The organism is Mesorhizobium sp. P171375 (assembly GCF_057786075.1).
In genome coordinates this window covers 1,929,686-1,941,979 of sequence record NZ_JBYNWF010000001.1, presented here as the reverse complement: position 1 = coordinate 1,941,979, position 12,294 = coordinate 1,929,686, and the positions used below count along the sequence as shown (strand labels likewise).

At 60.7% G+C, this 12,294-nt stretch carries 11 protein-coding genes; all 11 read right to left on the bottom strand.

The features are described from left to right. Positions 1 to 221: 221 nt before the first annotated feature. A complete protein-coding gene (locus ACYHH6_RS09330) occupies positions 222 to 866 on the bottom strand; it encodes a universal stress protein (RefSeq protein ID WP_352522274.1) in 645 nt (214 codons plus the stop codon). 390 nt (positions 867 to 1,256) lie between these two features. Beyond that, a complete protein-coding gene (locus ACYHH6_RS09325) occupies positions 1,257 to 2,063 on the bottom strand; it encodes a response regulator transcription factor (protein ID WP_352593292.1) in 807 nt (268 codons plus the stop codon). Between the two features lie 27 nt (positions 2,064 to 2,090). Continuing rightward, positions 2,091 to 2,570 (bottom strand): NifX-associated nitrogen fixation protein, encoded by a 480-nt coding sequence (locus ACYHH6_RS09320; RefSeq protein ID WP_352522276.1) that lies wholly within the window; start codon positions 2,568 to 2,570, stop codon positions 2,091 to 2,093. 17 nt (positions 2,571 to 2,587) lie between these two features. Next, a complete protein-coding gene (nifX, locus tag ACYHH6_RS09315; RefSeq protein ID WP_352593295.1) occupies positions 2,588 to 3,085 on the bottom strand; it encodes a nitrogen fixation protein NifX in 498 nt (165 codons plus the stop codon). Next, on the bottom strand, positions 3,051 to 4,433 hold the full coding sequence (gene nifN / locus ACYHH6_RS09310; RefSeq protein ID WP_352593298.1) for a nitrogenase iron-molybdenum cofactor biosynthesis protein NifN: 1,383 nt from the start codon (positions 4,431 to 4,433) through the stop codon (positions 3,051 to 3,053). Before nifN ends, nifX begins: the two co-directional genes overlap by 35 nt. A 7-nt stretch (positions 4,434 to 4,440) precedes the next feature. Then, positions 4,441 to 5,931 carry a nitrogenase iron-molybdenum cofactor biosynthesis protein NifE gene (gene nifE, locus ACYHH6_RS09305; RefSeq protein ID WP_023690553.1) on the bottom strand — a complete coding sequence of 497 codons (1,491 nt, stop codon included), beginning with the start codon at positions 5,929 to 5,931 and terminating at the stop codon, positions 4,441 to 4,443. A gap of 56 nt (positions 5,932 to 5,987) precedes the next feature. Then, positions 5,988 to 7,529: a nitrogenase molybdenum-iron protein subunit beta gene (gene nifK, locus ACYHH6_RS09300; protein ID WP_352593302.1), complete on the bottom strand. Its 1,542-nt coding sequence runs from the start codon at positions 7,527 to 7,529 to the stop codon at positions 5,988 to 5,990. A gap of 126 nt (positions 7,530 to 7,655) precedes the next feature. Further along, positions 7,656 to 9,158 (bottom strand): nitrogenase molybdenum-iron protein alpha chain, encoded by a 1,503-nt coding sequence (nifD, locus tag ACYHH6_RS09295; RefSeq protein ID WP_352593305.1) that lies wholly within the window; start codon positions 9,156 to 9,158, stop codon positions 7,656 to 7,658. A gap of 98 nt (positions 9,159 to 9,256) precedes the next feature. Further along, positions 9,257 to 10,150 carry a nitrogenase iron protein gene (gene nifH / locus ACYHH6_RS09290; RefSeq protein WP_023706403.1) on the bottom strand — a complete coding sequence of 298 codons (894 nt, stop codon included), beginning with the start codon at positions 10,148 to 10,150 and terminating at the stop codon, positions 9,257 to 9,259. Positions 10,151 to 10,624: 474 nt separating this feature from the next. After that, positions 10,625 to 11,881: a type II toxin-antitoxin system HipA family toxin gene (locus ACYHH6_RS09285; RefSeq protein ID WP_352498736.1), complete on the bottom strand. Its 1,257-nt coding sequence runs from the start codon at positions 11,879 to 11,881 to the stop codon at positions 10,625 to 10,627. After that, positions 11,856 to 12,182 (bottom strand): helix-turn-helix domain-containing protein, encoded by a 327-nt coding sequence (locus tag ACYHH6_RS09280; protein ID WP_023690557.1) that lies wholly within the window; start codon positions 12,180 to 12,182, stop codon positions 11,856 to 11,858. The genes ACYHH6_RS09285 and ACYHH6_RS09280 overlap by 26 nt, the downstream gene beginning before the upstream one ends. Between the last annotated feature and the right edge of the window lie 112 nt (positions 12,183 to 12,294).

The following is a 12,294-nucleotide window of genomic DNA, read 5'->3' as shown; positions in this document are numbered from 1 at the left end:
ACGGCCGTTGGTCTCAGCATCACGGACCAACTCGGGCGAGCAGAACCACCCCCGCGCGCGCGTTAGAGGCGTGCGCGGACGTTCTCGGGCGGCGCGTGCAGATTGGCTCCGAGAAGCTTCGCGAAGCTTGAACGTTTGCCGCGATGTTCTGCGACTTGGCATCAGGATAGTGACCCGGTGAGTAGAGTTTCCGAACAGCGTCGGTGCCGCTTCGGAACTTGTCAGCGAGCCAAAAACAGCGGCAATGGTGGCTTGCCAACCATCCATCTTGTCACGCCACCGAAGAGCCGCTCGCGCAGCCCACGGCTGCCATAGGCACCCATGACAATCATGTCGGCGGACGTGTCGATTGCATGCTGCGCGAGCACCGTGGACGCCGGTTTGCCGGCGCTCGGCAGCCGGTCGACCAACACTCGAGCACCATGCCGAGTGAGATAGTCAGCGATGTCGAATCCCGGCTCGGCGCCGCTTCCGGTGCAGGTCGCCTCGGGATCGACGAGCGCAATACGAACTTCCTCGGCACCGGATAGCAGATCCCGCGCTTCCCGAACCGCACGGGATGCCTCGACCCGCGAATCCCAGCCGACCAGCACGCGCTTTGGAGGCAGAGACGCCTCAGCGGCTTCCGGCACGACAAGCAACGGCTTTCCCGTCTCGAACAAGCTGCCGTTGATAACAAGAGGCCCGAGACTAGTGTCGTTGAGAAGTCCGGGGCCGATGATTGTCAGGTCGGTGCAAAGCGCCCGCTGTCGTACCGCGTCACCGACGCTAGCGTTATCGCAGTGTTCGCGATCGACTTCATAGCGGCGCCACCTGCCTCTCAGCTGTTTGTGAATTTCCCTGGATGTCTTTTCCAGGTTCGCCATGTCCTATGAAAAACTTTCGATCTGCCTAAACCGTTTGTCCAGTCTGGCGATGGCCTGTGCGCGTTGTCCACGCCACTCGGGGAATGCCATCGCCGAGCAGCGGAGAAGGCATAATGAGCGGCGGAGGCGACATCACCAGTACGGAAAGATACGCGCCGACTTCGGCACACAGCCGGCAGCTGTCCTGACGTCCTGATCGGAGTGGTCAACTCCCGTCACACTGAGTACGCTTTTGAAGGCCATCTGACTGCTTCTTTCTAGTGTGTCGTATCTGTAGGCGCGTTTCGAAGCCGCTAGACTTGCCCTCAGCACGACGGAGATGGGGGTGGCACTACATCAGTTCGCTGTTCAGCCGTCCGGCCACTCGAGCGAGTGGCAGCGCACCGATGCCTATTCACCGTCAGCTTCAGGCTCAACGTCCGCCTCCTCCAGCGAGTAGCCGTCGGACCTGATGGTTCGAATGACGCTCCCGGCCGACGTCCTCTCCAGCTCCTTTCTGATCCGGCTGATATGGACATCGACGGTGCGTTCACCGACATGGATCTTTTCCCCCCAAGCTGCGTTCTTTAACTCGACTCGGCTGAACACCATGCCGGGAGTCTCGAGCAAATGCCGCAGCAGCTTGAACTGGATCGGTCCAAGGTGGATGTCGCGGCCGTTACCATGGACTCGGCGGGCATCGACGTTCATCTCTAGCCTGCCACAGCGGAGCCAGCTGCCGTTTTCAATCCCGTTTGAACCCGGCTTTGGCAGCGCCAGCTTCGTGCGTAGACAGTCGAGCAGCATCGCCGGCGCGAAGGGCCGCACAAAGCTCTCGTCAATACCTGCCTTCAAGAGATCGAGGTGCTGGTTTTCGGCGCCGGGCGCGATCAGCGCAAGAACCAGCAGGCCTCTGTTCCGGAACTCCGCCTTGAGCTGGGCACAGATGGTGGACCCTGTCGAGCTTGCCGGCTGGCAGTCCAGTACCACGGCCTGCGGCTCCCGTTTACTGGCTAATGCCAGCGCTTCCTCCACGCTTCTGGCCAGTTCAATCCTGAAGCCATCCACCCCCAGAATGTGGCTGTAGTATAGATACAACTCCGCACCTTGCGAACAGATCAGGACCAGTGGCTTCATCAGCGCTACCCCAAGAACCACATCGGCCTCCACCGCCTCGATTGAGAGGGCTGGCCATCGCATGTCCTCAAGACCTGACATGATCCCCTCGATCGAAAGTCGGTTCCATCACGCCCGCGCCACCTCGGGATAAGCCTCAATGGCTGCGGTGGCATCCCCGGCCAGTTGGGTACCGGCCGCGGCGAGTTTCCAGAACGTCTCGAAGCCGAACCGATGGACGTCGCGCAGGGTTTTCGACAGAACGACCAACCGCCCGGCCGTGAAGAGCACGCGCCCGAAGCCCTCATGGCTTATCTCAATCATCGGCGATGCCATCAGGCCGGAGCGTTCCTCAATCGCAAGCCCGACGGCGGTGTAGAACTTGTCGAGCCTCCACAGCACGTCCGGATCGGGATCGCCGATGATTGGAATTGCACGGCGCTGTTCCCTGGTGATGATGAAGTCGCCCAGCAGCTCGGCGTCCGATTTGCCTTCCCATGACCCGTGGGAATCATTGGCACGGATCAGCCGCACGAGGCATTTGACGAACGGGGCAGCAAGAGCCGCCTCGTCCTCGGTGGCGGCAGGGCTAACAGCGCCTTCAAACATTTCGCCCACTCCTCATTTCAGCTTTCCTCCTCGAAGGAGGGTTTCTGTTCAGCGACACCTGCCTGCGCCAGCACCTTGCGCAGCCAAGGGGGAGGACACGTCCTGAGCATCATCTGCGTGCGCAACAGCACCTCTTGGATGGTCTGGGGCTGCGGCACTTTGATCGGATGGATCTTTGCGGAAACAAGTTTGGCTGCCGAAGGTCCGCCGATCGCCAGACAAAACAGCAAATGGCAGCCCTTTAGCGCCTCCACCTTCGGGGTGATACGGTCATCGCCCTCGGTTCGGTGCTTCCCGCTCTCGTCGGAAACGTCGTCAAAGGCCACGGCTTCCACGAGATTCCACTCCTCGCGCATCACGTCGTAGACAGCAAAGCGCCTGGCCGACCCGAAATGGGCGTTGAGGTTCTTCATGTCCTGCGTGGCGATGGCCACGCGCAATGCGCCGGCTTGGCGTTCCGGCTTCGGTGAGTGAACCTCGTCAGTGACGAGCGAGAGGCGACGAACGGAGCTCATCTGGCATTTCCCGCTTACGGAGTGGATCAAGCGCCTCAGGCGTCGGCGCGTGCCCCTTGGCTTCGAAAATGTTGGCGACCTCGAAGATCAGGTCGCGGGTCCCTTGGTAGAGGATTGTGAGCTTGTGCTGGGCCCCGAGCCGGTCGAAGATCGGGAAGCCGACCCGCATGAGCGGAATGCCGAGGCGCTGGGCCGCCTGGCGGCCGTGGGAATTAGTAACGAGAAGATCAGCGCCGGCGCCAAGCGCTTCCAAATCGCCGAGATCGCCGATTTGAACCGACTGCGCCGGCACTTCCTCCAGAATTTTCGACATAGCGGCCGTTGTGACCGCCGCCGCGATTTCGGAGCCCATGCCGATGAAGAAGCTCGCGAGTTGGTAGAGTTGGTCTGGTTCAGCAGCGATCGCAATTTTCTTGCCTCCAAAGTGGAAATGTCCGTCGAGCAACGCGTCCTGCAACTGCGCCCGCCGACGGCGCACCCCAGCCGGCGCCGCCTCGCCCGAAACTGCGGACAGCAGCGATACGAACCGATCGGCGTCCCTCAATCCAGTCAACGACCGGAACAGCACGTAAGGCACCCCGGTCAACCTATGCAGCACGTCGGCCGGGCGGCGCATATGCTCACCGATGACGATGCATTGCCCTGCCGTGCCAAGCTCGCGAATATCCTCCACGCTGGTGCCGCCATAGGTGGTCGTGACCCAACGGTCGGGCACCGTACCGTCGAGCGAGCCGGAGACGTCCGGCAAAATCACCGGTTTCAGTCCAAAGCTCTCAACCATCTCACGCAAATGCTCGATGTCAGCCACAGTGAGGTTCCAGCCAGGCAGGATCACGATCTTCTTCGATTGCCGCGCCTGCTCGCCGGGCCGTGTAATCCCTTCGATCATCGCGGTGACAGCTTTGGCCCAGCCCTCTTCGATCGCACCATCGAAATCTGGCGTGTTGGCCAGCACCACCTCCGTACCCGCGAGCTCTTTGGTGCGCTTCAGCCCGATATTGGCGATATCTCCTGCGCAGTCTTCGCCCCGGGTTTCCACCAGCGCGGTCGTGCAAACCCCGATCAGCGTTGGCTTTGTGCGGGCCTTGAGGTTGAGGATCGCCTCTTCCAGATGGTCTGCCCCGCCGAGGATCGTTGCCACCTCGTCCATCGCGGTTGTCTGCAAGGGAATGGCTTCCTTGAAATGTCGCACGAAGAGCACGAGCGCGAAGCTGGTGCACCCCTGGCTGCCGTGGAACAATGGCATCGCGCCGTCGACGCCAAGAAAGGCCAAGGCGGCACCTAGCGGCTGCGATGACTTCAGCGGATTGACCGCCGCCGCTTTGGTCTGGGGAAGGATGCGGCCCATTGGCTTCTCAACACTCGCCGAAATCAGCGGCCGTCGTGCCGGAGAATTCCTGGACAGCATGCAAGGTCACGTTCTCGCTTTTCGTGCGCGGCAGTTCCTCCCCCACCGCAGGCTGGCAATCCCATGGTGCCGGCTCCCGTACCTGGCACCAGATGGGGTTTTGAATGGCCAGGTCGATCTGGCGTACGAGTTCCACCATGCCGTCATAGCCGGCGTAAGGGTGTTGGCGCTCCTGGTTGATGTCGAGCCAGGGTGTCTTGGCCTTCAGAGCGACGAATTGCGTGCGCCCGCCTGATAGCAGGATATCGGCCTTGTGTTCGGAGAGCATGGCGTAAAGCTCGCGCGCTGCCATCTGCTCGAATATATGGTTGTCGTCCTTGAGGATCTGCTTGATCCGCTCCTTGTCTTCGACGGTCGACTTCTTGACAGAGGTGCCGACGATCTCGATCCCGATCTCCATCAGCGCATGGACGACCGACCAGGACTTCACGCCGCCGGTGTTGAGCAGCACGCGCTTGCCTGCGAGCCTCGGCCGGTAGGCCGCTAGCTTCTTCCAGGCGATCGCCTCTTCCTCTGCAATCAATACCTCGGTGCGGCCGAGGATCTCCGGATCAGCACCCTGCTTCACGAGCAGCTCAGCTATGTTCCGGAGTGCATCCGAGGTATCGGTGATGCCGTAGAAGGAGCCCTCGAAAAACGGGATGCCCCAGCGCTCGTCCATCTTGCGGGCGAGATTGATGAGCGCGGTCGAGCACACCACCATAGCCGCCCGGGCGCGGTGCGCGCAGGCAATGTCGAAGTAACGCGCGTCACCCGGAATGCAGGCGCGCACCCGGATCCCGAGCCGATCCAGCAGCGGCTTCACCAGCCAGAATTCGCCTGAGAGGTTGAATTCGCCAAGGATGTTGATGTCGTAAGGGCCGGGATCGTCGGGCTCGGCCGTGCCGATGACATGATCGAGCAATGCCTCGCCGGCAAGCTTGTTGCCAAGATTCTTGGAGCCGGCGAAGCCCGGCGCATTGACCGGTACAACGGCCAAGCCGAACTTTTCCGCCGCGCGCTGGCAGACGGCCTCTATGTCGTCGCCGATTAGGGCCGTCACGCAGGTTGGATAGACGAAGATCGCCGGCGGCCCATACGCTTCCTTGATCTCGCGGATCCCTTTGAAGAGCTTCCGCTCGCCCTGCCCCATGACAACATCGAGTTCGGTGAGGTCGGTCGTGAAGCTCGTGCGCCACAGCGTTGGCCCGGACGAAGCCGCACCGCGGTTGTCCCAGGAATTGCCCTCGCAGGCGAGCGGCCCATGGACCAGGTGTGCGACGTCGGTGATCGGCTGCAGCACGATCTTGGCGCCATCGAAGGCACAGCCGCCGGCCGCCGCCCCGGGGGTCAGTGGCCTCGAACAGCCCACCTTGCGCGCCTTGGCATCCTTGCCGCGGTTCTTTTCGCAGCCAGGCTCGTTGAAGACATCCTGGATTTTGGCTCTGAGCAAGGACATTGCGTCGGTCTCCAAAGTCCCTCGGGAAGACGACCGGCCAAAGCCGACCGTCAAGCTTAGCGGGTGAGGTCATACGAATAGTCCGTCACGCCCGTCTCGCTTGTCTCGCGATCGAGCTTGTCGAAGATCTTGTCGAGGATCGTCGTCAGCACGCGCAACCCGCCTTGGTAGCCCATCAGCGCGAACCGATGGTGATGGTGGCGATCGAAGATCGGAAACGTCAGCCGGATCAGCGGCGTGCCGGTGTCGCGCTCCAGATACTTGCCATAGGAGTTGCCGATCAGCAGGTCCACCGGCTCGGTGAAGAGCAGGGAGCGCATCGCCCAGAGGTCCTTGCCCGCCCAGACTTGAGCATCCTTGCCGAAGGGCGATGATGCAAGCAGTTCCTTCAACTCCGCTTCCCATGCCGACGTGCCGTTGGTGGCGAGGCAATGGGTCGGCTCGCCGCCCGTCTCCATGATGAAGCGGGCCATGGCGTAGACAAAGTCCGGATCGCCGTAAATGGCGTATTTCTTACCGTGCAGCCAGGATTGGCTGTCGGCCATGGCGTCAACAAGTCGGCCGCGCTCCAGGCGGATTGACTCGGGGATTTGCTTGCCGGAAATCGCGGAGACCTCCATCAGGAAGTCGTCGGTCGCCTGGACGCCGAGCGGGTAATGGAAAGAGGCCGTCGCCTGCCCTACCCCCTCGCAATACTCGAGTGTTTTTCGGGTGTTGTAATGCTGCAGCGATAGCGTCGCCTCGGCGTTGAGTGCCTTCCTCACGTCTTCAATCTTCGTGCCGCCGTCATACATGCGGTATTCGCCGTCGGACGGCGTGTCGAACTGGTCAGAGGCGTCTTGGATCATGGTATAGGACACGCCTATCAGGTCGAGCAGGCGCTTGAGTTCCCGGTTGTTGCCAACACAGAATCCGTCGAAGCCCGGAATGACGTTGATGGTCCCCTCGGCTTCCGTTCGCTCCTCGCCTTTCCAGAAATGCTCCAAAATCCCCTTGAGCGTGACGTCGTAGCCATCGACATGACTGCCGACGAAGGCCGGGGTATGTGCGAAGGGGACGTCGAAGTCGCGCGGGACCGAGCCTTCGTCCTTGGCGTTCTCGATGAAGCTGTGCAGGTCATCGCCAATGACCTCCGCCATACAAGTGGTCGAGACCGCGATCATCTTCGGGTCGTAGAGTTGGTACGTGTTGGCGAGCCCATCGACCAGGTTCTTCAAGCCGCCGAACACTGCCGCGTCCTCCGTCATCGAGGAGGAAACCGCCGAAGCAGGCTCCTTGAAATGGCGCGACAGGTGCGAGCGGTAATAGGCCACGCAGCCCTGGCTGCCGTGGACGAAGGACATGGTTCGCTCGAAGCCTGCGGCCGCGAACACCGCGCCGAGCGGCTGGCAGGCCTTGGCGGGGTTCACGACAAGCGCTTCGCGAGCAAGGTTCTTTTCGCGGTATTCCCACGTCTTGGTGAATTCGCGTTGTTCGGTAACGATCTGGTCCGGGTGAGGACATTCGAAATTCAGCCTCTTCTCGGCGAGCATCTGCCTGTATTCCGGCTCGCGGAACAGGGGCGCGTGGTCGAGAACTTTTTCAGCCGACTGCGGCATGGGTGGTTACCTCTTTCCATCTGGCCCGCCATACGGCGGCACAGGGACGTCGAAACGTTTTCAGGTCTCCCGCGGACAAGCGGCCACAGGCGTTCGCGGCCTCCCGGCTTCCGGGAGGCCAGGGTTTCATTCGGCTGCGATCGCCGCCGACGGCTCGGCTTTTTTCTTCCAGGGGGCGTCGTAGAGGTTCCAGACCGGGTTGTTGATGGCCAGGTCCATATCGCGCGCGAAGATGGCGAACCCGTCGTAGCCATGATACGGGCCGGAATAATCCCAGGAATGCATTTGACGGAACGGTATGCCCATCTTCTGGACCGGGTACTTTTCTTTGATGCCGGAGCCCACGAGATCAGGACGGATCCCCTCGATGAACTTCTCCAGCTCGTAACCAGTCACGTCGTCATAGATCAGCGTGCCCTTTTTCACGTAGTGGCCGGTGCGCTGATAGTCGTCGTTATGGCCAAATTCATAGCCAGTGCCGACGATCACCATGCCCAGGTCCTCATATGCGGTGACGACGTGACGGGGGCGCAGCCCGCCGACATAGAGCATCACCGTCCTGCCTTCGAGGCGCGGCCGGTACTTGGCTATGACCGCCTCGACCAGCGGCCGGTATTTGGCGATGACCGCCTCGGCCTTTGCCTCGATTTCCGGCCCGAAGTGCTTGGCTATCTTGCGCAGAGAGGCTTCGGTCTGGGAGGGCCCGAAGAAATTGTACTCCATCCAGGCGATGCCATACTTTTCCTCCATGTGCCGGCAGATGTAGTTCATCGACCTGTAGCAATGGATGAGATTGAGTTTCGCCTTTGGCGCTCGCTCTATTTCGGCCAGCGTAGCGTCGCCCGACCAGTTGCCGACCACGCGCAGACCCATCTCCTCGAGCAGGATGCGCGAAGCCCAGGCGTCGCCGCCGATATTGTAGTCGCCGACCACATTGACATCGTACGGGCCGGCCTCGAACTCGAGGTCCTTCTTCTCGAACACCCAGTCGCGGATCGCGTCGTTGGCGATGTGGTGGCCGAGGGATTGCGAGACGCCGCGGAAGCCCTCGCAGCGCACCGGCACGATTGTCTTTTCGTGCTCGTTGGCCTTGTTGCGGGACACAGCTTCGGTGTCGTCGCCAATCAGGCCAATCGGGCATTCGGATTGCACGGTCATGCCCTTGTTCAGCGGAAACAGTTCCTCGATCTCGTCGATGATCCGTTCGAGCTTCTTGTCGCCGCCGAAAACAATGTCCTTCTCCTGGAAATCGGAGGTGAACTGCATCGTGACGAACGTGTCGATGCCGGTCGTGCCGACGTAGTAGTTGCGGCGTTGAGACCAGGAATATTGCCCGCAGCCGACCGGCCCGTGCGAGATATGGACCATATCCTTGACTGGACCCCACACCACGCCTTTCGAGCCGGCATAGGCGCAGCCGCGAATTGTCATCACGCCGGGGATGGACTTGATGTTCGATTTGACCTCGCATTCGGAAAGGACCTCGCTTTCCTCGCCAGCCTCGTCGCCGCTTTTTGCGACGCTGAGGTGCTTTTTGCGGCGCTTCGCCGACTTGTCAGGATATTGCGACAGCACTTCCTCGATAAGCCTCGCATGGAGGCCACCGTCATTCTCGTATTCCAGGCTCATGGGACCCCTTTCAAGGTTCAGGGTGACGCCTCACCGACGAGGCGCCGTTCTTTGAAAGACGCACCACGTCGGGCGGCGCCTCGTGTCGGCAGCGGTCGCTACTGTGCGGCCGCCTTGGCCGCTTCCTTGACCTGAAGCTCGGCAAGCATCTGCTCGTCCGTCTTCATGATGCCGAAGTCGAGCAGCATGTCCTCGAGCTCCTCCATGGTGATCGGGGTCGGGATGGTGCCCTGGCCCGAATTCCCGTGGATCTTCTCGGCCAGCGCCCTGTATTCCCCCGCCTGCTTGGAGTCCGGCGCATACTGGATCACAGACATCTTCCTGAGCTCGGCGTGCTGGACGATGTTGTCGCGCGGCACGAAGTGGATAAGCTTGGAATTGAGCCTGGAAGCCAGCGCCTCGGCGAGGTCGAGCTCGCGGTCGGTTTGACGCTCGTTGCAGATCAGGCCGCCGAGCCGCACGCCGCCCGAATGGGCGTATTTCAGGATACCCTTGGCGATGTTGTTGGCGGCATAGAGCGCCATCATCTCGCCGGACATGACGATATAGATTTCCTGGGCCTTGTTCTCGCGGATCGGCATCGCGAAACCGCCACACACCACATCCCCGAGCACGTCGTAGGAGACATAGTCGACGTCGTCGTAGGCGCCGTTCTCCTCGAGGAAGTTGATTGAGGTGATCACGCCGCGGCCGGCGCAGCCGACACCCGGCTCGGGCCCGCCCGACTCCACGCATTTGATGCCTTTGTACCCGACCTTGAGCACGTCCGCGAGTTCCAGGTCTTCCACCGAACCTTCCTCTGCCGCGAGGTGCAGCACCGTATCCTGCGCCTTCGCGTTCAGGATCAGGCGGGTGGAGTCGGCTTTGGGGTCGCAGCCGACGATGAGGATTCTCTGCCCGAGGTCGACAAGGGCGGCGAGCGTATTTTGGGAGGTGGTGGACTTGCCGATGCCGCCCTTGCCGTAAAAGGCGATCTGACGCAAACCTGACATGTAGCTTTCCTTCCTTCGTTCCATTCATCGCGGCTGCCGCGACATGAATGCCGGTCGGGCAGCTGTAGCCGCCTCGCACCTAAGGATCTCAAGACTCGTGCCAATTTGGCTGATCGAACCGAAGAATAATTTGATGGTTGCTTTTCAGGGGTTTAGCCTGAGGGCCAAAGAAAGGATCGTCGCAACAGACCGTGTAGCGGACCCGACAATGGCGACACAAAGCGTCGGATCGCGATCCTCAGTCACCGAATTCGTTTGAACCGCGTCGTTATGTTGAAGTGGACGAACAGCAGCTCGATCCTGTTGGGTGAATTGCGGGATGCTGTCTGTTCCGGCGAGCTGACGTGCTTGCTCACGCGTGTCATCGTGGACACTCCGCGGAATCTTGCGCCACGCTGGCATGCCTTCGATCCAGCCATCCATAGGGCCGCGGATCGAAAGTTCCGCTATATCAGCAACCCGAGGGGACTCGGCTCACTTATCGGCGCAGGAGTTCAGTATCGGCGTCATCGCCTTCACATGTTCGTCCATCCGCTTGAGCACTTTCGCTGCGACAACGTCGCGCTCAGGCAGATGCCACCAGTACTCGTTGACGAGTTTGACCGTCTCGACCACTGCCTTTAGGACTGCCGGCTCCGGAAGCCTTGCGCGGTTCGCAAATGCTTTCCATCGCGGTGCTGCTAGCGCCTTGAACGAGCGCTCTCCTCCAAGCGACAGCGCCATGGCGTCGGCGGGAATATATGGCACAGTGGACAGGACGTCGTAGATTGGTGCAAGCGCCGGCTTGTCGCCGTTTCCGGGATACATCAAAGACCAATTCTTCAGGTGCATGTCGCCATTGCCGGTGATGACGCTCAGTGCCAGGCGGCGGACGAAATCGAGAGCCGCCGTAGGCGAGACGGCCACGCCAAGAGCCAAGGCTATGTCGTGATAAGCGGCCCCCTCATATTTGCGCGAGGGGTAGACACCGAAGACCTGAGCGAAATCCTCGATGTGTATCCTCTCGCCACCGGCGCCGCGATCGAAGCGTTTGACGAGAAGGACCTTGCCCTCCGACAGCGTATTGAATTCTTCGGGAACGCCCTCAAAATCGGACTTCTCGACCAGTTCGCATTCAGGAACCTCCATGCCGATTGCTGCTGCCAGCGCCAGGTTGGCGAATTCGTTCTCGGAAACGCCCGGAAACGCCGTCGAAGGGAACTTGGCAATGTACCGGCCCTGCTCGTCGTCCATCGGCAAGGTAAGGCCGCCGCCTTTTCCAATGTTCTTCATGACCGACAGCTTCATCTGCACGCCGGCAAGCGAGAACCGTGCCTTGGGGTGATCCTTTGAGCCATCCTTCGAAACCGTTATCGCGCCGTCACTGGGCAACGCCCGTACGGCTCCCGGCAGATCGGCGCCCAGTGCCGCTAAAAGATCGAAATCATTGCCTGGCCGCACATTGCCTTCGTGATGCCTTTCCATCGCCTCCCGCAATTTCTCCTCCGGCAGGAGGTTCGCGAAGAAAGCGGGCAAGGCGCTTGCCAGAGGCTTTGGATCTTTCCGCAATCCTCCCGTCGCTGCCCGGAACGACAGGCTGAGAACCGGAAAGCCGCCCGTCGCGCGGTAGGCGTCATCGAAGTTGAACGCATTGAAATCGCCCGGCGTCCTGACGATTGTGCCGATCTTCACTGCATTCAAGAGCACGTCCAGTGACGGGATCGTCTTAGGTGCGCGAAAGACTGGAGCCATGATCGTCATCGTCAGGTTGAGAAACAAAGGCGGGTCGATCGTCATCATCATGCGGACGCAATAGAGCCTGGACAGCCGGCACCATGGCTTGCGGAACCAGCATCATTTCCAGACCGAGCGCGCGAGCGATATTCATGAGCGTCGTCGCACGCGCGGCTGCGGCTCCCTTTTCGATGTCGCGATATCGGGGACGGGATATACCCGCCAAATCGGCGACCTGCTCCTGCGTCATCGCAGCGGCCAACCTCGCCTGCCTGAAAAACCCACCGATTTCCCGTAGAATTTCCGATTGAGAGTCCATAACGCAACCTATACGATCTATTCCAATGCGCGATGGTACGCAAAGGTATCTCATCCAGCGAGTAGTTTCAATGCTTTACGATCTGTTTACGTATCATATGTGAAGAAAATGA

Coding starts and splice junctions, on each gene's coding strand:
- ACYHH6_RS09330 (WP_352522274.1), bottom strand. CDS start 866: ATGGCGAACCTGGAAAAGACATCCAGGGAAATTCACAAACAGCTGAGA.
- ACYHH6_RS09325 (WP_352593292.1), bottom strand. CDS start 2,063: ATGTCAGGTCTTGAGGACATGCGATGGCCAGCCCTCTCAATCGAGGCG.
- ACYHH6_RS09320 (WP_352522276.1), bottom strand. CDS start 2,570: ATGTTTGAAGGCGCTGTTAGCCCTGCCGCCACCGAGGACGAGGCGGCT.
- nifX (WP_352593295.1), bottom strand. CDS start 3,085: ATGAGCTCCGTTCGTCGCCTCTCGCTCGTCACTGACGAGGTTCACTCA.
- nifN (WP_352593298.1), bottom strand. CDS start 4,433: ATGGGCCGCATCCTTCCCCAGACCAAAGCGGCGGCGGTCAATCCGCTG.
- nifE (WP_023690553.1), bottom strand. CDS start 5,931: ATGTCCTTGCTCAGAGCCAAAATCCAGGATGTCTTCAACGAGCCTGGC.
- nifK (WP_352593302.1), bottom strand. CDS start 7,529: ATGCCGCAGTCGGCTGAAAAAGTTCTCGACCACGCGCCCCTGTTCCGC.
- nifD (WP_352593305.1), bottom strand. CDS start 9,158: ATGAGCCTGGAATACGAGAATGACGGTGGCCTCCATGCGAGGCTTATC.
- nifH (WP_023706403.1), bottom strand. CDS start 10,150: ATGTCAGGTTTGCGTCAGATCGCCTTTTACGGCAAGGGCGGCATCGGC.
- ACYHH6_RS09285 (WP_352498736.1), bottom strand. CDS start 11,881: ATGGCTCCAGTCTTTCGCGCACCTAAGACGATCCCGTCACTGGACGTG.
- ACYHH6_RS09280 (WP_023690557.1), bottom strand. CDS start 12,182: ATGGACTCTCAATCGGAAATTCTACGGGAAATCGGTGGGTTTTTCAGG.